Source organism: Bradyrhizobium sp. 4 (assembly GCF_023100905.1).
Lineage (GTDB): Bacteria > Pseudomonadota > Alphaproteobacteria > Rhizobiales > Xanthobacteraceae > Bradyrhizobium.
Window position 1 is genome coordinate 3,222,904 of the sequence record NZ_CP064686.1, and the last position, 26,617, is coordinate 3,249,520.

The window sequence follows — 26,617 nt, forward strand, 5'->3', positions numbered from 1 at the left end:
CAGATGACGATCGTCAGCCGCTTTGGTTTTGGCCGCGCGATCGCCGCCGCGCTGACGTTGCTCTCCGCCCCCGCAGGGGCCGAGGAGCGGGTCGTCAACTTCTACAACTGGTCGAACTACGTGGCGCCCGACGTCCTCGAGGCCTTCACCAGGGAGACCGGCATCAAGGTGGTCTACGACACGTTTGACGCCAACGAGACCCTGGAGACGCGCCTGATGGCCGGCAGGTCCGGCTATGACGTCGTGGTGCCCACCGCCTATTTCCTTCAGCGCCAGATCAAGGCCAACATCTTCCAGAACCTCGACAAGTCGAAGCTGCCGAACCTGGCCAATGCCTGGCCGGTGGTGACCGAACGTCTCGCGATCTACGACCCCGGCAATGTCTACGCCGTCAATTACATGTGGGGCACGACGGGCATCGGCTACAACGTCGCCAAGCTGAAGCAGATTCTCGGAGAGGATGCGAAGATCGACAGCTGGGACATCGTGTTCAAGCCGGAGAATCTCGCGAAATTCAAAGACTGCGGCGTCCACATGCTGGATTCCGCCGACGACATCTTCCCGGCGGCGTTGAACTATCTCGGGCTCGATCCGAACTCGACCAAGCAGGCCGACCTCGACAAGGCCGCCGATGTCGTGGCCAAGGTGCGGCCTGCCGTGCGCAAGTTTCATTCGTCCGAATATCTAAGCGCGCTCGCCACCGGCGAGATCTGTTTCGTGGTCGGCTGGTCCGGCGACATCATGCAGGCCCGCGCCCGCGCTGCCGAAGGTAAGAGCGGCATCGAGATCGGCTACGCCATCCCGAAGGAGGGCGCGCAGATGTTCTTCGACAATCTCGCAATCCCTGCGGATGCCAGGAACGTCAAGGAAGCCTACGAGCTGATCAACTATCTCTACCGTCCGGACGTGGCCGCCAAGAATACGGACTTCCTGTCCTACGCCAACGGCAACCTCGCCAGCCAGAAGCTGGTCGACCCGAAAATTCTGAACGACAAGAACATCTATCCGGACGAGGCGATGCTCGCAAAGCTGTTCGTCATCACGGCGCGTGAGCCGGCGACCCAGCGGGTCATCAATCGGCTGTGGACCAGGGTGAAGACGGGAAGGTAATCGCGCCCATCATTGCGAGGAGCGAAGCGACGAACCAATCAGAATCTTTCCGCGGGAGGATTCTGGATTGCTCGCTTCCGCCTTCGCTCTTCGAGCTACGGCGGACAAATCGCTCGCAATGACGGAACAAGATTACCGCCACCTGCGGTGCAGCCACAGCCACTGCTCGGGATGCTCACGGACCCAGCCTTCCACCACGCTCGTGATCGCCTGGGTGGTGCCCTGGATGTCGATCTTGCCGTCGGCGTCGCGCACCGGCTGGACCTCTTCGGTGATCTCGGCGGTGAAGCGGCCGCCGGGCAGGCGGATGACGCGGACGCCGTGGATCGGGCATTCGACCTGGCGCAACAGGCGTGCCAGCATCGGATTGGCGCGGGTCTTGCGGCCGAAGAAGGTGACCTCGACGCCGCCGGTCAGATACTGGTCGATCAGCATCGCGACGTGCTTGCCGTCCTTGAGCGCCTGCGCGAGCCGCAGCGGCGCGTCGCGCCCCGCCGGGATCAGCGTGCCCATGTTGACCTGGCGCATCTCCTGGATGATGCGGTCGGCGGAGGCGATATTGGGGCGGCGGTAGAGGATCGCCGTATCCAGCCCATGCGCGACCGCGGCGAGCGCCGGCAATTCCCAGTTGGCGAGATGCGCGGCGAAGATCAGCGCGGGTTTGCCGTCGTCGCGGATCCGGTCGAACAGCTCGATGCTGCGCCTGGGCAGTTCGATCCGGCTGTTTTCCGGATGATCGCGGTCGTAGTCCCAGACGTGGTCCATATGGGCGAATTCGGCGCCGACGCGACCGAGATTGTCCCACACGCCCATCAGGATGCTTTCGATCTCTTCGGGCGATTTCTCCGGAAAGGCCGCGCTGAGGTTGGCGCGGCCGATGCGGTGCTCGCGCAGGCGCGGACCGATCGTTTTGGTGACGCGCGCGAAAAAGTCCGAGGTCTTGGCCGGATCGAAATAACGCGTGGTGCGCAACATGCCGACGGTGGCGGCGCCGATCAGCCCTCCACCGATCGATTTGGCCGTCGCCCGCGCGCGGGCTTTCGTCCTCGCAGGAAGCAGCGCCATGCGTCCGGTCAGGCCGGTTCGCGGGTCAGGATCAGCGAGGCGTTCTGGCCGCCGAAGCCGAACGAGTTCGACATCACCGCGGTGACGCGGGCATCGCGTGCCTTGTTGCCGACGACGTCGAACAGGATCGTGGGATCCGGATTGTCGTAGTTGATCGTCGGCGGGATGCGCTGATGTTCGAGCGTGAGCAGCGAGAAGATTGCCTCGACCGCGCCGGCGGCCGAGATGGTGTGGCCGACCATCGACTTGTTGGAGGTGACCGGAATCTTCGAGACGAGTTCGCCGAACACGGCCGATGTCGTATTGTACTCCATCTTGTCGTTCTCGGGCGTCGCGGTGCCGTGCGCGTTGATGTGGTCGATCTGGTCCGGCGTCATGCCGGCATCGGCCAGCGTCTTGTTCATGCAGCCGATGATCGGCTTGCCGTCGGGTGAGGAGCGGGTGCGATGGAAGGAATCGGTGAGCTCGCCGCAGCCGGCGATCACGCCGAGGATTTTTGCGCCGCGCGCGGTGGCGGCTTCATAGCTTTCGAGCACCAGCGCACCTGCGCCTTCGGCCATGACAAAACCGTCGCGGTTCTTGGAGAAGGGACGGGAGGCCGCCTGCGGCGGATCGTTCTGGGTCGACAGCGCCGAGAGCAGCGAGAAGCGCACCAGCGCCTCCGGATTCACGGTGCCGTCGGTCGCCACGCACAGCGCGGCATCGGTTTCGCCGCGGCGGATCGCCTCGACACCGAGCTGGATCGAGGTCGCGCCCGAGGCGCAGGCCGTCGACAACGAGATCGGCGAGCCCTTGGTGCCGAAGGTCTCGGCGAGGTAGGCCGCGACCGAACCGAACATGAAGCGGTGGTGATAGGCGCTGTACTTGCCGCCACCGGAGATGCGCAGCAGATCGTCGTAATTGAAGTCGAGCTTACCGACGGCGCGCCCGAGCTCGCGGCGTTGCGGCCATTCGACTTCGACAGGTGCGACCGCAAGGAAGAGAGGACCCGGGAAATCCGCCTTGGCGCCGATGCCGGCCTGGTCCAGCGCTTCCTGCGTCACCAGCTCGGCCATCCGCTCGGACAGGCCGGTGGAGGAGAACGGATCGACGCTGACGAAATCCACCGTGCCGGCCATCGTGGTTTTCAGGCCGTCGACTGGAAAGCGCGTGATGGTGCGGATGCCGGATTCGCCGGCGACGAGCTTCGCCCAATTGTCGGTCTTGCCGTTGCCGAGCGAGGTCATGATGCCCATGCCGGTGACGACGACGACGGGACGCCCGAGTTTGTCGCGTGGTGCAGTCATGTCGATCCCCGCTTGAGCTGGAGCATGACCCGAAAAAGCGTGACGCGATTTTCCGAGAAGATCATGCCCAAACAATAACCTGCCAAAGCGCAACGCGCTCTAGCTTACTGCCTCGACCAGCGCCATGCCTTCGCCGCGCCAGTGTCCGGCCCCCACCACCACAATCTGGGTGGGCGCTCCCTGCATTTCAATCTCGGTGCCCGTGGAATCGTTCGGCGGAAACAGCGCGCCGCGAGAGATCGACAGCGCGGCGAGCGCGATACCGAGCGGGAATTGCGTCTCCATGGTGTGGCCGAACATCGTGCCGGTCGAGCGCACCGGGAACTCGGTGTGGCCCTTCAGGAAGCCGCGCTCTTCTGATGTCGCCGGCTCAGCGCCGGTCGCACCGGATATGATCGCGCCCTTGCCGTCGCGCTTCGGCAACTTTGCCCAAAGCTTCTCCAGCGTCGCGGCCATGTCGCCGGGGGTCTTGCGCCGGGCGAGGTCGGCAACGACGCTCGACAGCTTCGCGAACGGCTTGGCACCGCGCGCTTCCGCATGCGCCTTGGACTCCAGCACCAGAAACGCGCCAGCCGAGCCGAGCGCGAAGCCGGCGTTGTCCTCGCGCGCCCACACGGGTGCGAACTTGTCCTTGAGATTGAAGTCGCCGAATTCGTAGAGGACCATCAGGTCCTTGCGCTCGCCATTGTGCGAGCCGCCGATCAGCGCGATGTCGCTCTCGCCCGAGGCGATGCGCGACAATGCAATGCGGGCGGCATCGGCGCCGGCAACCTCTTCACCCATGAAGGTGCGCGAGGTGCCGCCAATGCCGTGCACGATGGCGATGTTGCCGGCGAGCAGGTTGGAGAGCTGGGCCAGGAACAGCGTCGGCCTGAGATCGCTCATCAGCCGCTCGTTGAGGAAGCCGGGCGCGTTGGCACCCTTGGCCTCGGCCGTGAGCACGCCGGTGTCGACGTTGAGATCGCGCTCGCCGCCGCCGGCGGCGACGACCATGTCGATCTTCGACAGGATATCCTTGTTGCCCTTGATCCCGGCGGAGTCGAGCGCAAGCCCGGCCGCATAGGTGCCGATGCGCTGCCAGGCTTCCATCTGGCGCTGGTCGCCCTTCTTCGGGATTTGGCTGTCGAAGGTAACCGGCGTCAGGGGGTGCACGATGTAGGGCGCAAAGCCCTTCTCGTCGACATTGATGCGCTTCTCCTGAAGCGCGGCCCAGTTGGCGTCCAGGCCCTCGCCGAGCGAGGTGGCCAGGCCAATGCCGGTGATCCAGACTTCCGTCTGGGCGGGCTTCGAAGCAATCTCGGTCATGGCGATACGGCCTGTTGCGGAAAGCCGACGCGTTTGGCGACCGCGTCCATGTGGGCGCGCATATCCGCATGGGGAAAGGGAATCTGCGTGAAGGTCAGCGTCGAATTCGCGCGCAGCTTGCCGCCGACCTTGATCTTGGCTTCGGTCACGGCGTAGCCCGAGCCCTGATGGGCCAGGCTCGCCTCGATGCTCATGAGATCGCCGGGGAAAACCGAGCCGCGGACCTTGGCCTCCTTTACGGCAGCCAGGATCGGCATGCGCTCGAATTTGAGCACGCCAAGCTGAAGCCAGCCAGAGGCCTGCGCCATCGATTCGATCAGGAGCACGCCGGGCATCAGGGGATAGCCCGGGAAGTGCCCCTCGAAAATGGTGCTCTCCATCGGGACCTGAGCCTCGACGACAATCGTCTTCGCGTCGACGTTGAGGTCGACGACGCGATCTATCATGTGGAAGTATTCGAGTTGCATGACCGCGCGCTTAGGCGCTCGCGCCCTTGGCCGCAACCAGTTCGTCGATGCGGGCGCACAGGTTTTTCAGCACGAAATACTGCTCGGTGGTGGCTTTGCCGTCGTTGACCTCTTGGGTCCACTTTTCCAGCGGCAGCTTGATACCGAACTGCTTGTCGATCGCGAACGCGATGTCCAGGAAATCGAGGCTGTCGATGCCGAGGTCATCGATGGCATGGCTATCCGGCGTGATCGTGTCGCGCGGGATGTCGCAGGTTTCAGCGATGATCGTAGCGACCTGATCGAATGTGGAGGACATCACTAAGCCTTTGATATATTGCAGATGTTTGTCAGATTTTCCAGAGTGGAACGGTGGGTGGGCATCGCGCCCCGATGACGCCCTCAACCCCCCTCTGGCCGGGTCGAAAGCCCGTATATCGGAGCGCCGCCCTGAGTTCAATGGAGCCGGCGGGTGTGGGGACAGGGCTGGGGGCGCCCCGGCTGAGCCGCTTCGGCCGAAGGACCGTCGGCGGGCCTCGCCAGACGTCTTGCCTTAGATGTGCGGCGTCGTGATCTTGACGCAGTCGCGGCGGCCCATCAGCACGCAATCCTGGGTCCGGCGCAGGTCGGCGATGCTCACCGCGAGCCAGATCCCGATCGCGGTCAGTGCGATGGTGAAGGCTAGCGCCGCGATATTCGCGAGCATGCGATGGCGGAAATCGTCCGGTTCAGTGCGGGGCTGCTCGTAGCGCGACAGGTCGAGCGGCTCGGGCGCGACGCGCAACTGCTGCACGCTAGCGTTGCCGCGGTAGCCCGTCGGGGAAGGCGAGGTGCGCGGCCTGAACTGGAGCACCCGGTGCTCGTCATCCGAGCTTATGGGCCGCTGGGTTGTCATGGTGCAGGGATCACTCCGAAGCAGCGATTTTTAGATAGCATACGTGGTGAACACGTTGCAGAAAATCTTCTCAACGCGCACGTGCATTGCGCGTTCGCACTATCTAGCAGGGTTGCGAACGAAGGACCGCGGAACCGTGGTCGTTCCGGGCCTGGAGAGGGTGCAATGCAATAATCTCCGCCCAGCCGAATGCATTGCCGGCGCAATGCCCATGGCATAGTCCAGGGAACCTGATCACGCAGCTGCAACCATGTGAAGGGCTCTCCAACCATGACCAATACGCGCGAACCGAGAGTGCATCCGGTGTCGATCCTGTCGCTGCGGCCGACGCAGATGACGGTCGGGATGCGCGAGGTCAGGGAGAAGCGCAAGCGCTGGCGCGAGCACGACAAGAAAAAGCAGGCCGATCTGCTCGGCAAGCATATGATCCCCGTCGTGCATGGCCCCGACGAGCGCTATTACGTGATTGACCATCATCATCTCGGTCGCGCTCTGCACGACGAGGGCGTCAAGGAGGTGCTGGTCACCATCGTCGGCGACCTCAGGATGGTGGAGCGCGAAGCGTTCTGGGGCGTGATGGACAACAAGCGCTGGGTTTACCCTTACGACGCCAAGGGCGAACGGCGCCCGTTCCGCGATTTGCCGAAATCCGTCGTCGATCTCAAGGACGATCCCTTCCGGAGCCTTGCCGGCGAGCTGCGCCGCATGGGCGGCTTCGCCAAGGACACCACGCCGTTCTCCGAATTCCTGTGGGCCGATTATCTGCGCCGAAAGCTGTCGCGCAAGGCTGTGGACGCCAATTTTGACAAGGCGCTCGAGAAGGCGATGTCCTCAGCCAAGAGCAAGGACGCGATCTATCTGCCCGGCTGGTGCGGTCCGGCTGACGATGATTAGGCGCAACGCTCACGTCAGTACGGCATGCGGCTCCGCAAACCGGATCTGATCACAGCCTCTTGAGCGAAACCATCTTCCGTCCGCACGAAGCGGTGCCGAAACAAAGCCGTGCCATCTGTGGGATTGTCGAGCTCACACAGGAGGCCGAAATGCGCCGTCTGGTTTTCGCCGTTGCCCTGCTCGTGGTCGCTTCAGCCGGGATATCGGCATCGTTTGCCGCAGTACACCATGCCAAGACGTTGACGTTTTCCGAGCGCTTTGCCCCGGCGCTCGAGTTGATGGCGAAGCGCTAGGACAGATCCCCGCCAGTTCAACCAGCAGCGTCGCGATCGATTTTGCGCAGCCGCACAAAGGCGCCCCAGGCCCGCGGATAATCCTTGTCCGTGGGATCGATCGTAAGTAGCGCGCGGCATGCTTCCTTGATCTCCTCAGGCGGAGGACGCTTGGCCGGAACTCCGGACGATTTGGCGTCTTCCCAGCGAGCCTCGACATCTCTTGCAAAAGCCAAGGCCTCGGCGCTCGTCCGCTTCTGCGCCGATTTCGCCAGCGGGTGGTCCGAGGGGAAATTCGGCCATGCGGCCGGCGGCTGGTCGACACGCCACGTCAGTTCATCTGCTTGTCGCGCCTCCACGCCCGAACCTGAATGCTGCGCTGCTGGCGCCCATCCTGCCCCCGCTGAGGCTGCCGAACCCGATGAGCCGGCCGATCTCCGCGGGACCGCCGAACCTGGCGCGACCGCCGCTGTCTGTCCGGCGAGCTGGCCAAGCTGTTGTTCCATCGTTCCGCCGCTGGACTTGGGGATGATTTTTTCGACGGTCTTGATCATTGACAGCGCGCTAGGGGATATCAGCGTGTTCTGGTCGGCAATTTTGTTATCGGCCGCGTCTGGGCAGGGCTTGTAAGGAGACCGCTGCGACGTCATCCGGCCGTCGTCGTCGATACGGGCAAAATCGATCGCGACGGTGTAAACGAATGCGGCCTCGACATACTGCCTCTCCTTGTCCATCGCCTTTACAGAGCCGCATACGTATTTTGCCTGGTCCGTATCGATCGTTCGCAGGCCGTTGAAGTGAGCTGAATTCGGCGCAACGAGGACGCGCAACACGGCAGCCCGCGCCTTGCCATGCTCCGATTCGAACATGCTCCATATCTCGTTTGCGTTGATGATCTCGGGCTGATAATTCCACGCGTATCCGGCCGCGAAGAATGCCGTGCCGATACAGGTCGCGATAACAAATGCCCGCACGTTCATGAGAAGCCCCTCGACAGGCACGACTCATCCGCGTCTCCGGTGACGGAAACTGCGCAAGTTGTGCCAAAGCGTTTGTGCTAGTTGAGGGTGAGATTCTTAATTAAACGTGTGCGATTGCGAAAACACAGAGTTCCCGTCAGACGGGAACTCGTCCACTGCGTTTGTCGGCTATGCGTTCCTTCCGCGTTCGCGGCAGTCGGTCATTTCTTTGGCAGCCGTCCCATCAGATAGAATTCGTCATTCGGCCGCATACCGGTGAAATTCGCCAGCCGGTTTGACAGTGCGAAGAAGGCGGAGATTGCGGCGATGTCCCAGATGTCGTCGTCGCTGAAGCCATGCGGCGCAAGCGCGATGAAATCGTCCTCGGAAATCCGCTGCGCATCGGCCGAGACCTTCATCGCGAAGTCGAGCATCGCCTTTTGCCGCGGCGTGATGTCGGCCTTGCGGTAGTTCGTGGCGATCTGGTCGGCGATCAGCGGGTTCTTGGCGCGGATGCGCAGGATCGCGCCATGCGCAATCACGCAATACTGACACTGATTGGCTGCCGAGGTCGCGACCACGATCATCTCGCGCTCGGCCTTGATGAGGCCGCCGTCCTTCTCCATCAGCGCGTCGTGATAGGCGAAGAAGGCGCGGAACTCGTCCGGGCGGTAGGCCAGCGTCAAGAACACGTTCGGCACGAAGCCGCTCTTCTCCTGCACGGCGAGGAGACGTGTGCGGATGTCGTCAGGGAGCGCATCGAGGGCGGGAGCGGCGAAGCGTTGCGCAGGCTTTGTCATGGGCATGGATTCCGGCTTGGGGCCGGCAACCATAGTCGATGCCGGCGCCATGCTCAACGTGATGCCAGGCTCGCAATGCCGGAGCTGGAAAACGAGCGTTGCTTTACCGCAGCGGCTTCTTCAGCAGCGAGAAGCGGTCCGGATCCAGCCCCATCGACGGTTGCAGCATCGGGGCTTCGACGTTGGAGAGCGTCTTGGCGGGCGGGGCCGAGAACACCGGATCGTTCGGCACGTCGCGCTGCGAGGTGGCGCCGCGCCAGCGCTCGAGCACGGCGCCGACGAAATGCATGTCGTGACCGGAGGTGACGGACGGCACGCTGCTGATGGTGGCTTCGCCGCGCGGCAATTGATGCGGCGGCACCTCCTTGAAGCGCAGCCGCGTCGGCAGCGCGACACCTTCGCCAAATGCCAGCACTTCGCGGGTGCCGAGCGAGGGCACGAACGAGAGCAGATTCGCGGCCGCATCCGACACCGCGGCGCGCAGCAGCGCCTGGTCACGCTCGTTGGCAAGACGCATCGTGAACAGCGTGTTGCACTGGGAGATGATGGTCGCGTCGAGCTCGGCCGGACGCTGGGTGATGAGGCCAAGATAGACGCCGTATTTGCGGCCTTCCTTGGCGATGCGCGACACCGCCTTGCGGGTCGGCCCGAAGCCCACATTACGATCGGCGGAGGCGTAGCGGTGAGCCTCTTCGCAGACGAACAGCATCGGTGAAACGCCGTCGCTCCACAGGCCGAAGTCGAAGGCCATGCGGCAGAGCACCGAGACGACGGAATCGATGACCTCGGCCGGGAAGCCGGCGAGCTGCATCACCGTCATCGGCTTGCCGTTGGCCGGCAGGCGGAACAGATGGCTGATCACCTCGGCCATGGTGTCACCGCCGACATTGGCGTTGTCGAACATGAAGGCGTAGCGCGGGTCGTTGCGGACCGCCTCGATGCGGGAGATCAGCTTGTGATAGATGATGCGCGAGGAGCGGTTCTCGAGCTTGCCCATGCGCTCGTCGATCAGCGACATCAGATCGACCAGGCGATAGGGCACCGGCGTATCGACGGTGTAGCCGATCTGCTTGGGATCGATGCGCTTCAGGCCGATGCGGTCGGCGTTCTGGTACTGGGTGTAGACGCCCTTGGCGAGGGGAATGACCTCGGCGAGGACGTCGAGCTCCTCGGGCACGCCGGCGCGGCCGCCGAACAGCACGTCGACGATTTCCTCGAAATTGAACAGCCAGAATGGCAGTTTCAAATTGCGCGGGTTGAGCACCAGCGCGCGGTCGCCGAAGCAGCGGCCATATTCGTTGTGCACATCGAGCAAGAAGATGCGCAGGTTCGGGCGTGCCTTGAGGATCTCGTTGAGCAGCAGCGACACACCGGTCGATTTGCCGACGCCGGTCGATCCCAGCACCGCAAAGTGTTTGGAGAGCATTTCCTCGATGTCGACATAGGCGACGACGGAGCTGTCCTGCTGAAGGAAGCCGACATTGATCTGGTCGGAGCCGGTGGGCGCGTAGATCGTGCGCAGCTCCTGGCTCGTGATCAGGTCGACGGAATCGCCGATGGTCGGATAGTTGGTGACGCCGCGCTGGAATTTGGCCTTGCCGGTGGCGTTGAGAATTTCCCCGAGCAGGTCGACCGAGGCGATGGCGATCAAATCGTCGTTGCTCGAGAGGTTCTCGCAGGACACCTCGGTGATCATGGCGACGATGACCGAGCTGGCGCAGCGGATACTGACGAAGCGGCCGACGGTTGCCCGCACTTCCGAGACCGGCATCCGGCTTTCAGGCAGTAGCCCGACCCGGGCGAGCGATCCGCGAACCGAAATCACGCGTCCAAAGGATGTCACAATGAATGAACCTGGCAAGAGCAACGGGTTGCCCGGACTATGCACGGCCGTCGCTGGACAAACGGTTAAACGGCAGGCGCCGGCGCTTCGTTAAATCCGCGACAATTCGGGTGCGAAGTTTGTTCCCAATGCATATTCCCTGGCAGAAGCGCCCGGAAAATGCTGCTTTTTCCCGGCCGACGGGCCTGAGAGCGCTTAAGAGAGACTTTACCATTCGGGCAGTCGGTCCGCGGTTCCGGGACGGGTTGGTCATCCTAGACGGTTCGTCATCCACCCTCGGCGGTCTTGCTTGATTTGTTGACGGGACCTAATCATTTGTACATTGGTACAAATGAACCGGCGGCCTTGTGCCGCCCACCGGCGCGTGAGCGGATTGCCGCCTGCGCCAGATCGCGGGATCCGGTCCAGCGGATCGCAAGCCACGTCTTGGAGGACACCATGCAACCCGAACCGATCCTCGATCTCGCTCATCTCGGCCACATGGAGCTGTTGACACCGAAGCCGGACGAGAGCCTGAAATTCTTCGTCGACGTTATGGGCATGACCGTCAGCGGACAAAAGGGCGAGTCGGTCTATTTGCGCGGCTGGGACGATTACGAGCGCTATTCGCTCAAACTGACGGCGTCGAAGACATCGGGCATGGAGCACATGGCGTTGCGCGCGCGCAGCCAGCAGGCGCTGGAGCGCCGCGTCGCGGCGCTGAAGGGGTCCGGCTTCGACATCGGCTGGATCGACGGCGATATGGGGCAGGGGCCGACCTTCCGCTGTCGCGATCCCGACGGACACATCGTCGAGCTCTATTACGAGACCGAATGGTATCAGGCGCCGCCCGAGCTGAAACCCGCACTGAAGAACCAGGCGCAGCGCTTTCCCGCGCGTGGCGTCAACGTCCGGCGCCTCGATCACCTGAATTGCCTCGCCACCGACATCAAGGCGAATCGCGAGTTTTTCGAGAATTATCTCGGCTGCCGCCTCACCGAGCAGATCGTGCTCAACGACGGCCGCGAAGCGGCGATGTGGCTGACCATGTCGAACAAGAGCTACGATTTCGCCTATTCGCTCGACCATTCCGGCACGCCCGGCCGCTTCCACCACGTTACCTACGCGCTCGACAGCCGCGAAGAGATTCTGCGCGCTGCCGACATCTTCCTGGAGAACGGCATCCACATCGAGACCGGCCCGCACAAGCACGCGATCCAGCAGACCTTCTTCCTCTACGTCTACGAGCCCGGCGGAAACCGTGTCGAAGTCGCCAATGCCGGCGCGCGCCTCATCCTCGCGCCCGACTGGAAGCCGATCGTGTGGACGGAAGAGGAGCGCAAGAAGGGGCAGGCGTGGGGCCTGAAGACGATCGAATCGTTCCATACGCACGGCACGCCGCCGGTGGAGCACAAGAAGTAGCGCTCAATTCGTGGCGGCTCTCACACGCGCAATCGTCTCCTTCACGCCGGTCCATGCCGGCCTGTCCGGGGCGAACTGCTTGCGCAGGAAGGTGACCAGTTCCTCGACCTGCGCATCGCTCATGCTGTTCTTGAAGGCCGGCATGTAGCCGAGATCGCTCGACACCGGCTCGGCGATGCCGTGCAGGATGATCTGCACGAGATTGTCCGATGTGACGCTGTGCAGATTGCTGTTGAGTGCCAGCGAAGGCCGGCTGCCGAACAGCGGCAGGCCGCCGACCTCGTGGCAGACGGCGCAGGCGCCCTGATAGAGCCGTGCGCCGGTGGAGGACGCAATTGTAACTTGCGTCGCGCTTTCGAGACGTGCCGCAAGCGCGTCCGGTGCTTCGGTTGCGGTGTCGTTGAATGAGTTGAGATAGACCGCCATGGCGCGGATGTCCTGGTCGGGCAGGGCTTTGAGATCCCTGACAATCGGCGCCATCGGTCCGGCGGCGACGCCGTGATATCGCGAGTGGCCGGTGCGCAAATAGGCGAACAGCTCGTCCTCGCTCCATGGGATCGGCGCGTGCGAGAGCGAGGTCAGCGGCGGCGCCTCCCAGCCCTCGGCAAAGCCGCCGGCGAGATAGGCGCTACGCTGTTCGGCGCCGAGTGCGTTGCGCGGCGAATGGCAGCCGCTGCAATGGCCGAGTCCCTCGACGAGATATGCGCCGCGATTCCAGACGTCGGATTTGGCGGGATCGGGCTTGAACTCGCGCGTCTGGTGGAACAGCGCATTCCATCCGGCAAGTAGCGGGCGGAGATTGAACGGGAAGGCGAGCGCATTCGCCGCTGCCGGTGCGCGCACCGGCGGCTGCGCCATCAGGTAAGCATAAAGCGCCTGCATGTCGGCATCGCCAGTCTTCGCAAAGTGCGTGTAGGGGAAGGCGGGATAGAGCTGCCGTCCGTCGCGATGCAGCCCGTCGCGCATCGCGCGCTCGAACGCGGGATAGGACCAGGCGCCGATGCCGGTCTCGACGTCTGGCGTGATGTTGGTTGCATAGATCGTACCGAACGGCGTCTCCAGGGCGCGGCCACCGGCGTTGAGCGCCCCGCCGATCATGGTGTGGCACTCCGCGCAATTGCCGAGTGCGGCCAGTTGTTGCCCGCGCGCGATCGTCGCTGCGGAATAGACCGATGGGTCAGGCCGCGCGATCGGCGCGATGGCGCGGCCAGGCAAAAGCGCCGCACCGATGCCGATTGCCGCGGTGCAGACGGCCGCGATCGTCGCGAAGATGCCGGCGCGTTTGGCGAAGGGATTCTCCCAGATGCGGGATGGTTGTGGCGTAGCGGGAGCGGGCAGCGCCTGCGGCGTGGCTGGTGCGCCGCCATGCAGCCCGTTGAGGATGCGCTCGGGCGTGAACGGCGGCTCGCGAAAGCGCACGCCGGTGGCGTCGAAAATCGCGTTCGCAATAGCAGCCGCGCTCGGGACCGAGGCGGATTCGCCGACGCCGAGCGGCGGCTGGTCCGGCCGCGGCAGCAACAACACGTCGATCTTGGGCACGTCAGGGAAGGGGATGATCGGATAGGCGCCCCATTCACGCGCCGCGACTGCGCCGCGCTCGAACGAGACCTCCTCCATCAGCGCGCGGCTGGTGGACTGGATGACGTTGCCATGGATCTGGTGGCGCACGCCGTCCGGGTTGATCATCAGTCCGGAGTCCTGCCCGGCGACCACGCGCGTCACGCTGACGTCGCCGGTCGACTTGTTCACGGCAACGTCGGTGACCCAGGCCGACCACGCGGCGCCATAGCCGGGAAATTTGCTGTGGACGTAGAGCGCATAGGCAAAGCCGCGCCCATGCACGATCTCGCCGTCTTTCTCTTCGCGCACCGGTCGCGGCGTCCACCCCGCGCGCTCGGCGACCGCATGGACGAGATCGACGGCGCGCTGATCCCTAAGGTAACGCAGGCGATATTCGATCGGGTCGACGCCGGCCTCGGACGCGGCCTCGTCGATATAGGATTCATGCGCAAAGGTGTTCGGCAGGGCCGAGACGCCGCGAAACCAGGACGCGCGCACGATCGGCGCCATGTCGTGGGCGACGACGCGCATGTGGTCGTAATCGTAAGGCGGGATCGCGGTCCGGTCGCCCATCTGGAGGACGTCCGCCTTCGGCGATATCCGCCCCGTCAGCAACAGCGCCAATGTCGGCGCGGCATTCGATGGATAGCGCGTGGCAAGATCGTAAGCAGCGACGCCGCCCTCCGCGTTCAGGCCGCCATTGACGTCGATGAGCTGCGCGGCGCCCTTGGGCTCCCAGGCGTGCTCCTGCTCGCGCGTCAGCTGCACGCGCACGGGCCGGCCGACCGCGCGCGAAAGCAACAGCGCGTCCGCGGTGACATCGTCGGCGCAGTTGCGGCCATAGCAGCCCGCGGCCTCCAACCTGATGACCTCGATCTCGCTCTCGGGACGCTCGATCAGCAGCGACAGGTCTGCCCGCAGCAGGTGCGGATTTTGCGTGCCCGACCAGACGCGGATGTTGCCGTCCTGGAAGTCGGCGACCGCGCAGGACGGGCCGATCGAGGCATGCATCTGATATGGCCAGACGTAAGTGCGCTGCATCGGCTTGGCCGCACCGGCAATGGCAGCATCGACGTCGCCCTTGTCGATCAGCGTGCGCGGTGTGGACGGGTTGGCACGAAGCGCGGTCTCGACGTCGGCGAGATCGGTCAGTTCAGGCGTCGGTCGCCAGCTCACCGCAAGCTGCTCCGCCGCGCGGATCACGTTCTCCTCGCGCTCCGCGACGATTCCGACGAAATCGCCGATGCGCACGACGGCTATGATGCCGGGAATGCCGCGCACCGAGGATTCATTGACCGAAATCAGGCTGGTGCCGACAAACGGGCCGGCGTCGACGCCGGCATAGGGCGGTCGCACCACGCGGCCGTGCAGCATGCCGGGCATACGGATGTCGTGCACGAAGGTCAGCTCACCCGTGGCCTTGGCCGGCAGGTCGACGCGGGGCATCGATTGGCCGACAATGGCGTAATCGCCGACCGGCTTGACGGCGACGCCGTCGGCAAGCTCGAGACGAATGGTCTCTCCGCCGATCAACTCGCCATAGCTGACGCTGCGATTGTCGTGGCCGCGCACGAGGCCGTCTTCGATCCTGAGATCGGCTACCGGCAGCTCCAGGCGCTCGGCCGCACGTGCGATCAGGAAGTGACGCGCCTGCGCGGCGGCTTTGCGCAGGGGAACGGCGGTGATCTGGATGGTCTCGCTCGCGATCGTCGCGCCCTGGTTCGGCACCACCGCGGTGTCGCCGAGCACGAGGACGACGCGGGCAAAGGACACATCCAACTCCTCGGCCACGATCTGGCCCAGCGCCGTGCGGATGCCGGTGCCGAGATCGACATGTCCGTTGTAGGCTGTGACCGAGCCGCTCGCGGTGATGCGGACGAAGGTCTCGGATGTGCACTCGTCCACAGTGCGGACGACGACGAGCGAGCCGGATTGCAGCTCAGCTCCGTTCGGATGCGGGGACGCCATCAATCACCGGCCTCGGCGAGCTGGCCAGACGCACGCATTACGGCGCGAAGGATTTCGATATGCGTGCCGCAGCGACAGAGATTGTAGCGCAGCGCCGCCAGCGCCTCCTGTTCGGTGGGCCGTGGGTTGATCGCAAGCAGCGCCTTGGTGGTCATGATCATGCCGTTGAGGCAGTAGCCGCATTGCGCGGCCTGCTCGTCGATGAAAGCCTGCTGCACCACATCCGGTTTGTCGCGGGTGCCGAGCCCCTCGAGCGTCACGATGTCGCGGCCGCCGCAGCCGCTGATCGGAATGACGCAGGAGCGCGCCGCCGCGCCATCGATCAGGACAGTGCAGGTGCCGCATTCACCGAGGCCGCAACCGTATTTCGGACCGTTGAGCGCGAGATCGTTGCGCAGCACGTAGAGCAGCGGCGTATCTCGCGCCGCAGTGATCTCGTGGATCCTGCCGTTCACGGTGATGCGGATCGGTGTCTGCGTCATCTCGTTCCCAAGTCGACTCGTTGAGCGCCGCGGCCAAAGCTTCGCGAAAATTCCAAGTCCGCTCAAAATCTACGTTGCGACGATACCGTTTGTACACAAACGTGCAAGCCGTGCATGCCGCAGTGCAGCGCGAATGCCTTCTTTGTGGACAGAGCGGATAGGCAAATGAGGTTTTATGCGGCAGGCGTATGTTTTGCGCCGCACCGCCGCTTGACAGCCATCGGGAGGGCGCGCAACATCGTTCGTGTACAAATGATAACTGCACTGTCGGCTGGCTTTGACATGGTGACTGAACCTACGAGCGCCGCCATCGACAAGATCCGCTGCGATGCGTGTCCGGTGATGTGCTACATCAAGCCGGGCGCGGCGGGCGCCTGCGACCGCTATGCCAATCACGAGGGCAAGCTCGTCCGCGTCGATCCGCATGTGATCCTGGAACGCACCGTGTCGCATGGCGGCAAGCTCGTTCCGTTCAGCCGCACCGAAGATTGGGACGGCAAGATCGTCCACGAGCCTTCCACCTTTGTAACGGCGATCGGCGCGGGGACGACCTATCCCGACTACAAGCCGGCGCCGTTCATCGTCTCGGCGGAGGTCGACGGCGTCGACATGGTGACTGTCGTCACCGAGGGCATCTTCTCCTATTGCGGCATCAAGGTGAAGATCGACACCGACCGCTATCTCGGGCCGGAGACCGCGACCGTCCGCGCACAAGGCGAGGCGGTCGGTCACGTCACCACCAGCGAATACGGTTCGCAGATGCTGTCGCTCGGCGGCGTGCATCATCTGACCGGCGGCTCCAAGAAGGAAGGCCGCGTCACCTGCGACACGCTGATGGACCTCGCAAACTGCAAGGCGGTCGAACTCACCATCGACGGCGGCGCGAGCGTGGTGGTGCAGGCCGGCCAGCCGCCGATCGTCAACGGCATGAAAGAAGAGCGCATGCGCGTCGGCTGCGGCTCGGCGACGATCGGCATGTTCGCCAAGCAATGGCACGGCAAGGTCGACGAGGTCGTCGTGGTCGACGACCATATCACCGGCGTGCTCTCGGAACACCAGGCCGGCAAGCTGCTCGACATCGCCGACACCGGCATCAAGATGAAAGGGCGCCGCTCGACGCCCGGCCGCTATTTCCAGGTGGCCGATCCCGGCACGGGTTGGGGCGGCACCAATATCTCCGATCCGCTGGCAATCCTGGGACCGTTTGACGCCAAGGAAGCCAGGGCCGGCCTCTCCATGCTGATGGTCTCCACGACCGGCGAACATTCGTCCTATTACGTGCTCGACGAAGCCTTGAAGCCGGTCGAGACGGAGATGCCGGATGACCTCAAGTTTTCGGTCGAGCGCATTCAGGAGAATTGCGAGCCGGCGCTGTGTACGGTGCTGTTCATGGCCGGTGCCGGTGGTTCCTTGCGGGCGGGCGTGACCGACAATCCGGTGCGGCTGACGCGCTCGGTGAAGGACGCCCTGACGCGCGTCACCAGCGGCGGCGCGCCTGTTTACGTTTGGCCGGGCGGCGGCATCACCTACATGGTCGATGTGACGCAGATGCCGGCGGGCGCGTTCGGCTACGTGCCGACGCCCGCGCTGGTCGCGCCGATCGAATTCACGATGAAGCTGTCGGACTATGCGGCGCTCGGCGGGCACATGGATTATGTGAAACCGCTGTCCGAGGTGCAGGGTGGCGACGATGTCCGCCAATTGCCCTGGCAAAACCCGATCCCGGGACCTCGGGCATGACAAGGCTCCCGCAAATCGCGTTGCTGTCTGATGGCCGGCGGCTGCATTTGCAGGATGGACCGATTGATTTGGTCGTCGAGGCGAGGGGGGCTGCCGACGCGGTGCGCGCGGCCTATGAGGCTGCGGCCGAACGGTTCACCGGACTTCTCGACGAGCTCTGCGCGGAACTGCCAGAACTGCGGACCGCTGTCGAGGAGCGGACCTCGTTGAGAGGCATTGTGGCGCGTCGCATGCACGCCGCGGTGGCGCCCTATGCCGGTGATGGCTTCATCACGCCGATGGCCGCTGTGGCCGGCAGCGTGGCGGAGGAGGTGTTGGGCGCAATGCTGGACGCTGCGGCGCTCGATCGGGCCTATGTCAACAATGGCGGCGACATTGCCCTGCATCTCGGCGAGGACGAGCATTTTTCGGTCGGCCTGATGGACCGGCCCGATCGCGACGGCGTGATGCGGACAATTAGGGTGGACGCCGATGATCCCGTGCGCGGCATCGCTACCAGCGGAAGGCACGGCCGCAGCTTTTCGCTCGGGATTGCCGATGCGGTGACCGTGCTGGCCGGAACGGCGTCGCAAGCCGATGCCGCCGCGACGATCATTGCGAATGCCGTCGATCTGCCGGGGCATCCCGCCATCATCCGAAAGCCAGCGAACGAACTTCAGCCCGACAGCGATCTCGGCGCGCGGCTCGTGACCCGTGGCGTCAGTGGTTTGTCACAGGATGAGATCACGACCGCACTCGAATCTGGCGCGGAATGTGCACGGCAATTATTCAATCGCGAATTGATCGAGGGTGCCGTGTTGCAGCTTTGTGGTGATATGCTGGTCATCGGGACCAAGGATATTGAACGGCAACGATCGCGTCCGCTTGTACAAGAGAACGCGGTTCATGCCTGAACAGGGAAGCGGCTTGAGGAAACAATCATGAGCGCGATCATCCGCAAGATCGTCACCGTCGTCGAAGAGACGCATATGGAGATGGGCCGCCAGGTCTCGCCGCCGACGCGGCGTGCGGCGGCAATCGCCGTGATCGAGAATCCGTTTGCCGGAAAGTATGTCGAGGATCTCTCGCCCCTGATCGCGATTGGCGAGGAGCTCGGCGAGCTGCTCTCGAAGCGCGCGGTGGCGGCGCTCGGCATCGAAGGATCCAAGGCTCAGAGCTATGGCAAGGCCGCGGCCGTCGGCGAGAACGGCGAGCTGGAGCATGCAGCTGCCATCCTTCACCCGAAAATGGGCGCGCCGGTGCGTAAAGTGCTGAGCAAGGGCGCTGCGTTGATCCCGTCGTCGAAGAAGCGCAGTGGACCCGGCACGACGCTGGATATTCCGCTGGGCCACAAGGATGCAGCCTTCGTGCGCAGTCATTTCGACGGCATGGAAGTGCAGATCAACGACGCGCCGCGCGCCAACGAGATCATGGTCGCGGTCGCCGTCACCGACAGCGGCCGTCCTTTGCCGCGCGTCGGCGGGCTGACGGCTGCGGAGATCAAGGGCGAAGACGGACTGCGTTAATCTTTTCAGAAAAGTGGAGGTTGGGATGCGAGCAAAGAACTATTTCGCCGGCGCGGCATTTGCGCTGTTGGCGAGCGGCATGGCTCATTCGGCTCTGGCGCAGGACATCAAGATCGGCGAGATCAACAGTTATTCGTTGCTTCCGGCGTTCACCGAGCCCTATCGCAAGGGCTGGCAGCTCGCGGTCGAAGAGATCAACGCGGCCGGCGGCATCAACGGCAAGAAGCTTGTCGTGGTCTCCAAGGACGATGGCGGCAAGCCGGCGGATGCACAGACCGCGGCCAACGAGCTGGTGTCGAGCGAGGGCGTGGCGATGCTGACGGGTACGTTCCTGTCGAACATCGGTCTTGCGGTCAGCGACTTCGCCAACCAGAAGAAGGTGTTCTTCCTGGCGGCCGAGCCGCTGACGGACGCCATCACCTGGTCCAAGGGCAACAAGTACACGTTCCGACTGCGCCCCTCCAATTACATGCAGGCGGCGATGCTGGTGGAGGCAGCCAGCAAGCTGCCGGCAAAGCGCTGGGCGACGATCGCGCCGAACTATGAATACGGCCAGTCCGCAGTCGCAGTGTTCAAGAAGCTGATGTCGGAGAAGCGGCCGGACATCCAGTGGGTCGATGAGCAGTGGCCGCCGCAGGGCAAGATCGACGCGGGTCCGGTGGTGCAGGCGGTTGCCGCGGCCAATCCCGAAGCGATCCTCAACGTCACTTTCGGCGCGGATCTCGTGAAGCTCGTGCGTGAAGGCAACACCCGCGGTCTGTTCAAGGGACGCGAGGTCGTCTCGTTCCTCACCGGCGAGCCCGAATATCTCGACCCGCTCAAGGAGGAGACGCCCGAGGGCTGGATCGTCACGGGCTATCCCTGGTACTCGATCAAGACGCCCGAGCACGACGCGTTCCTGAAGGCCTATCAGGCCAAGTACAACGACTATCCGCGCCTCGGCTCGATCGTCGGCTATCAGACCATCAAGTCGGCGGCGGCGATCCTGGCAAAGGCCAATTCGACCGATCCGGAGAAGCTGATCAGCGCGGCGGAGGGACTGTCGATGCCGTCGCCGCTCGGCGAGATCACCTTCCGCAAGATCGATCACCAGTCGACGCTCGGTGCCTATGTCGGCAAGACCGCGCTGAAGGACGGCAAGGGCGTGATGGTGGACTCGTCTTACAAGAAGGGCGCGGACTATCTGCCAAGTGATGCCGAAGTCGAGAAGCTGCGTCCGAAGGATTGATCTCCGCTGCCGTAGGTGGGTTAGCCGAAGGCGTAACCCACCACGGTCTGTACCCGCAGAACCAGAACAGGTGGGTTACGCTGCGCTAACCCACCCTACGAAGCTCTCTCTCCCCGCAAGCGGGGAGAGGTGATGCAACACCAACCCGGACCGCTGATGGCCTTTTATGTCGTACAGTTTCTGACTGGTCTCGCCAGTGCAGCGTCGCTGTTCCTGGTGGCGTCGGGCCTGTCGATCATCTTTGGCGTGACGCGGATCGTGAATTTCGCGCACGGCGCCTTCTACATGATCGGTGCCTATATCGCCTTCACGCTCACCGAGCGCCTATCGGGGACGTTCGGCTTCTGGGGCGGGATCGTCATCGCAGCGCTTGCCGTGGCAGTGATCGGCGTCATTGTCGAGATGGTGCTGCTCCGGCGCATCTATCACGCGCCCGAGCTGTTCCAGCTGCTTGCGACCTTCGGCCTGACCTTGATGGTCGAGGACCTCGTCGTCCTGATCTGGGGCCCGGACGATCTCGTCGGGCGCCGTGCACCCGGCTTCAAGGGGGCGATCGACTTCTTCGGCCAAAACATCCCGAGCTATGATTTGTTCCTGATCGTGCTCAGCCCGGTCGTGCTCGGCATTCTCTGGCTCTTGTTCCAGCGCACGCGTTGGGGCGTTCTGGTGCGCGCAGCGACCCAGGACCGCGACATGGTCGCAGCGCTCGGCGTCAACCAGAAATGGCTGTTCACGAGCGTGTTTGCGGTCGGTGTTTTCCTCGCCGCTCTCGGCGGTGCGCTCCAAATTCCGCGCGATGCCGTGCATCATGCGATGGATTTGCGTATCATCGTCGAGGTCTTCGTCGTCGTCGTGATCGGAGGCCTCGGCAGCATCATCGGCGCTTTCGTCGCGGCGGTGCTGGTCTCCGAGCTCAACGCCTTCGGCATCCTGATCTTTCCAAAAATCTCCATCATCCTGGTCTTCCTGGTGATGGCGGCAGTGCTGATCGTGCGGCCCTGGGGCCTGTTCGGCAGGCCCGAGGCCCCCGCGCGCAAGACGCCGGGTCTCACGGTCAATCCCTGGCGACCGCTGACGTCGAACGAGCGGCTGGCCGCGCTTGCAGCGCTCGTCATCGCAGCGACGCTGCCGCTGTTCGCCGGCAACTATGCACTGACCGTCGGGTCGGAGATCGCGATCTCCGTAATCTTCGCCGTCAGCCTGCACTTCCTGATGTCGGTCGGCGGGCTCGCCTCCTTTGGTCACGCCGCCTATTTCGGCCTCGGCGCTTACGGCGTCGCTTTCCTCGCCAAGATGGCGGGACTGCCGATGATCGTCTGCCTGTTGCTGGGGCCGCTGCTCGGCTGCATGGGCGCTGCCGTGTTCGGCTTCTTCGCGGTGCAGCTCTCCGGCGTCTATTTTGCAATGCTGACGCTCGCCTTCGCGCAGATCGTCTGGTCGATCGCGTTCCAGTGGGTGAGCGTCACCGGCGGCGACAACGGCATCCTGGGCGTCTGGCCCGCGAGCTGGGCGGCGAGCCCATCGCATTTCTATTGGTTGTCGCTCGGCGTTGCGGCGCTCGTGACGATCGCGTTGCGGGCCATGGTGTTCTCGCCGTTCGGTTATGCGCTGAGGGCGACGCGCGACTCGCTGCTGCGCAGCGAAGCGGTCGGCATCAACGCCAAGCGCATCCAGTGGACCGCCTTCGTGATCGCGGGCACGACCGCGGGCATCGGCGGCGCGCTGTTCGCCTACCTCAAGGGCAGCGTCTTCCCGGATAATCTCGGCATCTCGCTCTCGGTCGATGCGCTTGTGATGGTGCTGCTCGGCGGCGTCGAGACGGTGTCGGGCGCGGTGATCGGCGCCATCGTCTACAAGGCCTTGAACATCTGGCTGGTCAGCCAGACCGACCTGTCAAAGCTCGTGCTCGGCGGCTTCATCGTTCTGATCGTCGTCGTCTTCCCCAAGGGCATCGTCGGCATGCTGGAGATGCTGGCGCAGCGCCGCAGGAAGGCATCGCCGCCGGGCTCCCCCTTGCTTGCCAAGCCGATCGAGTCCGCCGAATGAGCGTCGCCCCCCCACTTCTCGCGGTCGAAAGCCTGACCAAATCCTACGGCGGCGTCCACGCCGTGCGCGGCGTCTCCTTCTCGTTGCGATCAGGCGAAATCCTGGCGCTGATCGGACCGAACGGCGCGGGCAAGAGCACTTGTTTCGACATGCTCAACGGCCAGAACAAGCCTGATAGCGGCCACGTCCGCCTGCTCGGCGAAGACACAACCGGCAGGAAGCCGCGCGAGATCTGGCGGATGGGCGTGGGCCGCACCTTCCAGATCACCGCGACCTTCGCGACCATGACCGTGCGCGAGAATGTGCAGGTCGCGCTGATCTCGCACGGCAAGCAATTGTACAATCTTTGGGGCTCGGCGCCGAACTTTGACCGCGGCGAAGCCGGGCGACTGCTCGAGCTGGTCGGTATGGGCGGTTACGCGGATCGCCCCTGTGGCGAGCTTGCCTATGGCGATCTCAAGCGGCTCGAGCTCGCCGTCGCGCTCGCCAATCAGCCAAAGCTGCTGCTGATGGACGAGCCGACCGCCGGCATGGCGCCGCGCGAGCGCGTCGATTTGATGCGGCTGACCGCGCAGATCGCCCGGGAAAAATCGATTGGCGTTCTCTTCACCGAGCACGACATGGACGTGGTGTTCGAGCACGCCGATCGCATCATCGTGCTCAACCGCGGCACGTTGATTGCCGAAGGCTCGCCGGCGGAGGTGCGCGGCAATCCGCAGGTGCAGGCGGTCTACCTCGGCGAGGGCCTCCTTTACGAGGCCGGGCATCGCGAGGGAGCATCGGTATGAAGCTCACGGTGCAAGATCTCAATAGTCATTACGGCCCGGCGCATATCCTGTTCGACATCGGCTTCGAGGTCGGCGAGGGGGAAGTCGTGGCGTTGCTCGGCCGCAACGGCGCCGGCAAGTCGACGACGTTCCGCTCGATCGTCGGGCTCGTCGCGCAGCGCTCGGGACGGATCATGTTCGAAGGCAAGGATGTCTCGGCGCGTCCGACACATGAGATCGTGCGGGATGGGCTTGGTTACGTGCCGGAGGAGCGGCGTATCTTCACCGACCTGACGGTGGAAGAAAATCTCGAGGTCGGCCGCCAGCCGAAGCGCCCGAACGCGCCGCACTGGACCCGCGACAAGCTGTTTTCGCTGTTCCCTAACCTCGGCGAGATGAAAAATCGCCCGGGCGGCCGCATGAGCGGCGGCGAGCAGCAGATGCTCACCATCGCCCGCACGCTTATGGGCAATCCGTCGTTGGTGCTGCTGGACGAGCCCTCGGAAGGCCTGTCGCCGAAGATCGTGGAGCAGATGGTCGATGCCATCCTGACCATGAAGAAGGAGGGCGTCAGCATCGTCGTCTCCGAGCAGAATCTGCATTTTGCGCGGCTGATCTCCGATCGCGCCTATATCATCGAGCGCGGCCGCATCTGTTTCGGCGGCACCATGGCCGAGCTCGACGCGCGTCCGGATATCCGCGACGCGCATCTGTCGTTGTGAAGGCAAAGGGCAAGGGTATCGAGCGGATGGCGAGAAGCGTCGCGGCGAAGAAAAGCGTCAAACCGGCAAAGCCGCCTTACGTGCTCGACGAGCAGGTTGGGTTCATCCTTCGCCAGGTCTGGCAGCGCCACAGCGCGATCTTCTCTCGCGAGATCGGCACCAACATTACGCCGACGCAATGGGCGGCGCTGTCGAAGCTCGCCGAGGCCGGGCCATGCTCGCAGAACCAGCTCGGGCGCCTGACGGCGATGGATGTGGCGACCATCAAGGGCGTGATCGATCGTTTGACGGCGCGCGGCCTCACCGAGACCAGCCAGGATCCCGAGGACGGACGGCGGCTTCTGGTCAGCCTGACCCGCGCGGGGCAGCAGCTGGCGGAAAAGGTCGCGCCGAATGCGCTCGCGATCACCCGGGAGACGCTGGCGCCGCTCGAAGCAAAGGAGCGCGAGATGCTGATGGCGCTGTTGAACAAGCTGCGGTGAGGCGCGACTAACCTCGGTGAAGGTCTTGTCGAGGTTTTTGATATGAGAGCGGCGGCGCGGTTTGCGATGGCTCTGAGCATGAGCGCGGTGCTGGCGGGCCAGTGTGCTCCCGCCGGGGCGGCGGAAGCCTATGAAGGCTTCTGGGCCTCGACCAAAAAGGACTGCCGCGACCAGGACAGTGCCAGCCGCATGAGCATCGAGGGCGGCAACCGTCTCTATTGGTATGAGACCCGGTGCCGCGCCAGCGAGATCACCGCCGACGGAAAGCTCAGCTGGAAAATGAAGCTCGCCTGCGAAGGCGAGGGCGAGAAGTATCGCTCCAGTCCCCGGGTTTCCATTGCCGCGGATGGCAAGCTGGTGATGGACAACAGCCCGGTCGGGCAAGGCAAGCGCCAGACCTATGTGCGTTGTGAGATCGCTAAGCGCCACTGATTGGGTGATCAGCTTTTCCCGAGGGCCGGCGCGGAGCGGCGAGCCGCTCCGGCTGCGTCACTTCGCCACCACCTCCGGCACCCTGCCGGCCGGCGGGGTGTTGCGGCTGCGCTGGGTGCGCACGATACCGTCGATGATGGTCATGCCGATGCCGGGGAGGTCGCCGAGTTGGACGCTGTCCAAAATGTTCTTGCCGGCTGAGTGCTGCGCCTTGTCCATGATGACGAAGTCGGCCGAGCGGCCGACTTCGATCAGGCCGCAATCCAATTCGCGCATCCGCGCCGTGTTGCCGGTGGCCAGGCAAAACGCGACCTCTGCCGGCAGGTCGCCAAGCGAGGACAGCATCGACACCATGCGGAGAATGCCGAGCGGCTGCACGCCGGAGCCGGCCGGCGCGTCGGTGCCGAGGATGACGCGGTGCAGATCGCCCATCTCGCGCGCGATGCGCAACGTGAACAGCGCCGAGCGCTCATTGCCGTTGTGCACCAGCTCGAGGCCTCGCTTGCAGCCCTCGCAGATGCAGCGGATCTGGTCGTCGGGAAGCGCGGTGTGGCCACCATTGATGTGGCCAACCACGTCGGTGTCGGCCTCCAACACCACGTCCTTGTCGATCAGGCCGGAGCCGGGGATCGAGGGCCCGCCGGTGTGGATCGTGCTCTGGATGCCGTATTTGCGGGCCCAGCCGACCATTTTTCGCGCGGTCGGGCCATCCTTGACGCCGCCCAGGCCCACTTCGCCAAGCAGCTTGACACCGGCTGCGGCCAGCTCCTTGAAGTCCTCCTCGACCATCTCGCATTCGATCACAGGCGCGCCGGCGTGAACCTTCACGCCGCCAGGCCGCAGATTCCAGAATGCGCGCTGTGCGAAGATGGCCATCGCCTTCAACCCGACGACGTCGCGCGGGCGGCCGGGCATATGCACCTCGCCGGCGGAAATCATCGTGGTAACGCCGCCATGCAAATTGCTGTCGATCCAGCCGATCTGGTTCTGGCGAGGCGTCCAGTCGCCCGCAACAGGGTGGACATGGCTGTCGATCAGGCCGGGTGCCACCGTGGTGCCGTTGGCCTCGACGATGGTGGTCGCGCCTTCGGTGTCGAGGTCCTTGAAGCGGCCGATCGCGGTGATCTTGCCGTTCTCGGCGACGATGGTGTCGCCGTCCAGGATCGGCTTCTCCAGCGCGCCGGACAGGATCAGGCCGATATTGCGGATCACGAGCTTCGAGGGTCCGGTGGCCTGGGGTGCGTCATGCGCCATGGAATGGGTCCTTATCCTTAACTGCAACGCTTCCGATCTTGGGCAGCCTTGACCGCGGGATCAAGCCGGATTATTCATTAGTATACAAATGATCGTGTACAAACGACGCATAGCTGCCGCCTCGAAAACCGCCACGACGCGCCACGGAAGGGTGA

Annotated in this window: 25 protein-coding genes; 13 read left to right on the forward strand and 12 right to left on the reverse strand. The window is 64.1% G+C overall.

Going from position 1 to position 26,617, the window contains the following annotated elements; genetic code table 11:
- The first annotated feature begins 3 nt into the window (after window positions 1-3).
- Window positions 4-1,110, forward strand: coding sequence for a polyamine ABC transporter substrate-binding protein (locus tag IVB45_RS14675; protein WP_247360399.1), 1,107 nt, complete (start codon window positions 4-6; stop codon window positions 1,108-1,110).
- Between the two features lie 132 nt (window positions 1,111-1,242).
- Here IVB45_RS14675 and IVB45_RS14680 read toward each other — a convergent pair whose 3' ends face one another.
- The 6 genes from IVB45_RS14680 to IVB45_RS14705 form a co-directional block, all read right to left on the reverse strand.
- The gene (locus IVB45_RS14680) at window positions 1,243-2,175 is read right to left on the reverse strand and encodes a lipid A biosynthesis lauroyl acyltransferase (RefSeq protein WP_247360400.1); all 933 of its coding nucleotides are present in this window, start codon (window positions 2,173-2,175) and stop codon (window positions 1,243-1,245) included.
- Between the two features lie 8 nt (window positions 2,176-2,183).
- Window positions 2,184-3,461 carry a beta-ketoacyl-ACP synthase gene (locus IVB45_RS14685; RefSeq protein WP_247360401.1) on the reverse strand — a complete coding sequence of 426 codons (1,278 nt, stop codon included), beginning with the start codon at window positions 3,459-3,461 and terminating at the stop codon, window positions 2,184-2,186.
- Window positions 3,462-3,560: 99 nt separating this feature from the next.
- Window positions 3,561-4,766 carry a beta-ketoacyl-ACP synthase gene (locus IVB45_RS14690; protein WP_247360402.1) on the reverse strand — a complete coding sequence of 402 codons (1,206 nt, stop codon included), beginning with the start codon at window positions 4,764-4,766 and terminating at the stop codon, window positions 3,561-3,563.
- Window positions 4,763-5,233: a 3-hydroxyacyl-ACP dehydratase FabZ family protein gene (locus tag IVB45_RS14695; protein WP_007608856.1), complete on the reverse strand. Its 471-nt coding sequence runs from the start codon at window positions 5,231-5,233 to the stop codon at window positions 4,763-4,765. Before IVB45_RS14695 ends, IVB45_RS14690 begins: the two co-directional genes overlap by 4 nt.
- 10 nt (window positions 5,234-5,243) lie before the next feature.
- Complete coding sequence (locus tag IVB45_RS14700) at window positions 5,244-5,531, reverse strand: acyl carrier protein (RefSeq protein WP_007592476.1); 288 nt, start codon at window positions 5,529-5,531, stop codon at window positions 5,244-5,246.
- Between the two features lie 234 nt (window positions 5,532-5,765).
- The gene (locus tag IVB45_RS14705) at window positions 5,766-6,107 is read right to left on the reverse strand and encodes a hypothetical protein (RefSeq protein WP_247360403.1); all 342 of its coding nucleotides are present in this window, start codon (window positions 6,105-6,107) and stop codon (window positions 5,766-5,768) included.
- A 270-nt stretch (window positions 6,108-6,377) separates the two neighbouring features.
- Between IVB45_RS14705 and IVB45_RS14710 the strand changes: the two genes are divergently transcribed.
- Both IVB45_RS14710 and IVB45_RS14715 read left to right on the forward strand, forming a co-directional pair.
- Window positions 6,378-7,001: a ParB-like protein gene (locus IVB45_RS14710; protein WP_247360405.1), complete on the forward strand. Its 624-nt coding sequence runs from the start codon at window positions 6,378-6,380 to the stop codon at window positions 6,999-7,001.
- A gap of 59 nt (window positions 7,002-7,060) precedes the next feature.
- Window positions 7,061-7,294, forward strand: coding sequence for a hypothetical protein (locus tag IVB45_RS14715; protein ID WP_035962418.1), 234 nt, complete (start codon window positions 7,061-7,063; stop codon window positions 7,292-7,294).
- Between the two features lie 17 nt (window positions 7,295-7,311).
- Here IVB45_RS14715 and IVB45_RS14720 read toward each other — a convergent pair whose 3' ends face one another.
- From IVB45_RS14720 to IVB45_RS14730, 3 genes are all read right to left on the reverse strand, one after another.
- A complete protein-coding gene (locus IVB45_RS14720) occupies window positions 7,312-8,253 on the reverse strand; it encodes a hypothetical protein (protein WP_247360408.1) in 942 nt (313 codons plus the stop codon).
- Between the two features lie 200 nt (window positions 8,254-8,453).
- The gene (locus IVB45_RS14725; RefSeq protein ID WP_247360410.1) at window positions 8,454-9,032 is read right to left on the reverse strand and encodes a peroxidase-related enzyme; all 579 of its coding nucleotides are present in this window, start codon (window positions 9,030-9,032) and stop codon (window positions 8,454-8,456) included.
- Between the two features lie 103 nt (window positions 9,033-9,135).
- Entirely contained in the window at window positions 9,136-10,875 is a 1,740-nt protein-coding gene (locus IVB45_RS14730; RefSeq protein WP_247286654.1) for an ATP-binding protein, read from the reverse strand.
- A 438-nt stretch (window positions 10,876-11,313) separates the two neighbouring features.
- Between IVB45_RS14730 and IVB45_RS14735 the strand changes: the two genes are divergently transcribed.
- Window positions 11,314-12,276, forward strand: coding sequence for a catechol 2,3-dioxygenase (locus IVB45_RS14735; protein ID WP_247360412.1), 963 nt, complete (start codon window positions 11,314-11,316; stop codon window positions 12,274-12,276).
- 3 nt (window positions 12,277-12,279) lie between these two features.
- On the opposite strand, the gene IVB45_RS14740 is transcribed toward IVB45_RS14735, so the two are convergent.
- Both IVB45_RS14740 and IVB45_RS14745 read right to left on the reverse strand, forming a co-directional pair.
- Entirely contained in the window at window positions 12,280-15,804 is a 3,525-nt protein-coding gene (locus IVB45_RS14740) for a molybdopterin cofactor-binding domain-containing protein (RefSeq protein ID WP_247360414.1), read from the reverse strand.
- A complete protein-coding gene (locus IVB45_RS14745; RefSeq protein ID WP_027569457.1) occupies window positions 15,804-16,286 on the reverse strand; it encodes a (2Fe-2S)-binding protein in 483 nt (160 codons plus the stop codon). The genes IVB45_RS14740 and IVB45_RS14745 overlap by 1 nt, the downstream gene beginning before the upstream one ends.
- Before the next feature lie 282 nt (window positions 16,287-16,568).
- Here IVB45_RS14745 and IVB45_RS14750 point away from each other — a divergent pair, with 282 nt between their 5' ends.
- From IVB45_RS14750 to IVB45_RS14790, 9 genes are all read left to right on the forward strand, one after another.
- A complete protein-coding gene (locus tag IVB45_RS14750) occupies window positions 16,569-18,026 on the forward strand; it encodes a hypothetical protein (protein ID WP_027569458.1) in 1,458 nt (485 codons plus the stop codon).
- The gene (locus tag IVB45_RS14755) at window positions 18,023-18,919 is read left to right on the forward strand and encodes a UPF0280 family protein (protein ID WP_247360415.1); all 897 of its coding nucleotides are present in this window, start codon (window positions 18,023-18,025) and stop codon (window positions 18,917-18,919) included. The genes IVB45_RS14750 and IVB45_RS14755 overlap by 4 nt, the downstream gene beginning before the upstream one ends.
- A gap of 27 nt (window positions 18,920-18,946) precedes the next feature.
- A complete protein-coding gene (locus IVB45_RS14760; RefSeq protein WP_247286650.1) occupies window positions 18,947-19,531 on the forward strand; it encodes an amino acid synthesis family protein in 585 nt (194 codons plus the stop codon).
- Window positions 19,532-19,556: 25 nt separating this feature from the next.
- Window positions 19,557-20,759 (forward strand): ABC transporter substrate-binding protein, encoded by a 1,203-nt coding sequence (locus tag IVB45_RS14765; protein WP_247360417.1) that lies wholly within the window; start codon window positions 19,557-19,559, stop codon window positions 20,757-20,759.
- A gap of 156 nt (window positions 20,760-20,915) precedes the next feature.
- Entirely contained in the window at window positions 20,916-22,805 is a 1,890-nt protein-coding gene (locus IVB45_RS14770) for an ABC transporter permease (RefSeq protein WP_247360681.1), read from the forward strand.
- The gene (locus IVB45_RS14775; protein ID WP_027569463.1) at window positions 22,802-23,593 is read left to right on the forward strand and encodes an ABC transporter ATP-binding protein; all 792 of its coding nucleotides are present in this window, start codon (window positions 22,802-22,804) and stop codon (window positions 23,591-23,593) included. Before IVB45_RS14770 ends, IVB45_RS14775 begins: the two co-directional genes overlap by 4 nt.
- Window positions 23,590-24,294: an ABC transporter ATP-binding protein gene (locus IVB45_RS14780; RefSeq protein WP_027569464.1), complete on the forward strand. Its 705-nt coding sequence runs from the start codon at window positions 23,590-23,592 to the stop codon at window positions 24,292-24,294. The genes IVB45_RS14775 and IVB45_RS14780 overlap by 4 nt, the downstream gene beginning before the upstream one ends.
- A 26-nt stretch (window positions 24,295-24,320) precedes the next feature.
- The gene (locus tag IVB45_RS14785) at window positions 24,321-24,776 is read left to right on the forward strand and encodes a MarR family transcriptional regulator (protein ID WP_007592445.1); all 456 of its coding nucleotides are present in this window, start codon (window positions 24,321-24,323) and stop codon (window positions 24,774-24,776) included.
- Between the two features lie 42 nt (window positions 24,777-24,818).
- On the forward strand, window positions 24,819-25,208 hold the full coding sequence (locus tag IVB45_RS14790) for a hypothetical protein (RefSeq protein WP_346015311.1): 390 nt from the start codon (window positions 24,819-24,821) through the stop codon (window positions 25,206-25,208).
- A 57-nt stretch (window positions 25,209-25,265) separates the two neighbouring features.
- On the opposite strand, the gene IVB45_RS14795 is transcribed toward IVB45_RS14790, so the two are convergent.
- Window positions 25,266-26,462: an amidohydrolase family protein gene (locus IVB45_RS14795; RefSeq protein ID WP_027569467.1), complete on the reverse strand. Its 1,197-nt coding sequence runs from the start codon at window positions 26,460-26,462 to the stop codon at window positions 25,266-25,268.
- Window positions 26,463-26,617: the final 155 nt, after the last annotated feature.

What these genes read in the sequence shown, in the direction of transcription:
- IVB45_RS14675 (WP_247360399.1), top strand. Translation starts at nt 4, where the DNA reads ATGACGATCGTCAGCCGCTTTGGTTTTGGCCGCGCGATCGCCGCCGCG.
- IVB45_RS14680 (WP_247360400.1), bottom strand. Translation starts at nt 2,175, where the DNA reads ATGGCGCTGCTTCCTGCGAGGACGAAAGCCCGCGCGCGGGCGACGGCC.
- IVB45_RS14685 (WP_247360401.1), bottom strand. Translation starts at nt 3,461, where the DNA reads ATGACTGCACCACGCGACAAACTCGGGCGTCCCGTCGTCGTCGTCACC.
- IVB45_RS14690 (WP_247360402.1), bottom strand. Translation starts at nt 4,766, where the DNA reads ATGACCGAGATTGCTTCGAAGCCCGCCCAGACGGAAGTCTGGATCACC.
- IVB45_RS14695 (WP_007608856.1), bottom strand. Translation starts at nt 5,233, where the DNA reads ATGCAACTCGAATACTTCCACATGATAGATCGCGTCGTCGACCTCAAC.
- IVB45_RS14700 (WP_007592476.1), bottom strand. Translation starts at nt 5,531, where the DNA reads ATGTCCTCCACATTCGATCAGGTCGCTACGATCATCGCTGAAACCTGC.
- IVB45_RS14705 (WP_247360403.1), bottom strand. Translation starts at nt 6,107, where the DNA reads ATGACAACCCAGCGGCCCATAAGCTCGGATGACGAGCACCGGGTGCTC.
- IVB45_RS14710 (WP_247360405.1), top strand. Translation starts at nt 6,378, where the DNA reads ATGACCAATACGCGCGAACCGAGAGTGCATCCGGTGTCGATCCTGTCG.
- IVB45_RS14720 (WP_247360408.1), bottom strand. Translation starts at nt 8,253, where the DNA reads ATGAACGTGCGGGCATTTGTTATCGCGACCTGTATCGGCACGGCATTC.
- IVB45_RS14725 (WP_247360410.1), bottom strand. Translation starts at nt 9,032, where the DNA reads ATGACAAAGCCTGCGCAACGCTTCGCCGCTCCCGCCCTCGATGCGCTC.
- IVB45_RS14735 (WP_247360412.1), top strand. Translation starts at nt 11,314, where the DNA reads ATGCAACCCGAACCGATCCTCGATCTCGCTCATCTCGGCCACATGGAG.
- IVB45_RS14740 (WP_247360414.1), bottom strand. Translation starts at nt 15,804, where the DNA reads ATGGCGTCCCCGCATCCGAACGGAGCTGAGCTGCAATCCGGCTCGCTC.
- IVB45_RS14745 (WP_027569457.1), bottom strand. Translation starts at nt 16,286, where the DNA reads ATGACGCAGACACCGATCCGCATCACCGTGAACGGCAGGATCCACGAG.
- IVB45_RS14750 (WP_027569458.1), top strand. Translation starts at nt 16,569, where the DNA reads ATGGTGACTGAACCTACGAGCGCCGCCATCGACAAGATCCGCTGCGAT.
- IVB45_RS14755 (WP_247360415.1), top strand. Translation starts at nt 18,023, where the DNA reads ATGACAAGGCTCCCGCAAATCGCGTTGCTGTCTGATGGCCGGCGGCTG.
- IVB45_RS14760 (WP_247286650.1), top strand. Translation starts at nt 18,947, where the DNA reads ATGAGCGCGATCATCCGCAAGATCGTCACCGTCGTCGAAGAGACGCAT.
- IVB45_RS14765 (WP_247360417.1), top strand. Translation starts at nt 19,557, where the DNA reads ATGCGAGCAAAGAACTATTTCGCCGGCGCGGCATTTGCGCTGTTGGCG.
- IVB45_RS14770 (WP_247360681.1), top strand. Translation starts at nt 20,916, where the DNA reads ATGGCCTTTTATGTCGTACAGTTTCTGACTGGTCTCGCCAGTGCAGCG.
- IVB45_RS14775 (WP_027569463.1), top strand. Translation starts at nt 22,802, where the DNA reads ATGAGCGTCGCCCCCCCACTTCTCGCGGTCGAAAGCCTGACCAAATCC.
- IVB45_RS14780 (WP_027569464.1), top strand. Translation starts at nt 23,590, where the DNA reads ATGAAGCTCACGGTGCAAGATCTCAATAGTCATTACGGCCCGGCGCAT.
- IVB45_RS14785 (WP_007592445.1), top strand. Translation starts at nt 24,321, where the DNA reads ATGGCGAGAAGCGTCGCGGCGAAGAAAAGCGTCAAACCGGCAAAGCCG.
- IVB45_RS14790 (WP_346015311.1), top strand. Translation starts at nt 24,819, where the DNA reads ATGAGAGCGGCGGCGCGGTTTGCGATGGCTCTGAGCATGAGCGCGGTG.
- IVB45_RS14795 (WP_027569467.1), bottom strand. Translation starts at nt 26,462, where the DNA reads ATGGCGCATGACGCACCCCAGGCCACCGGACCCTCGAAGCTCGTGATC.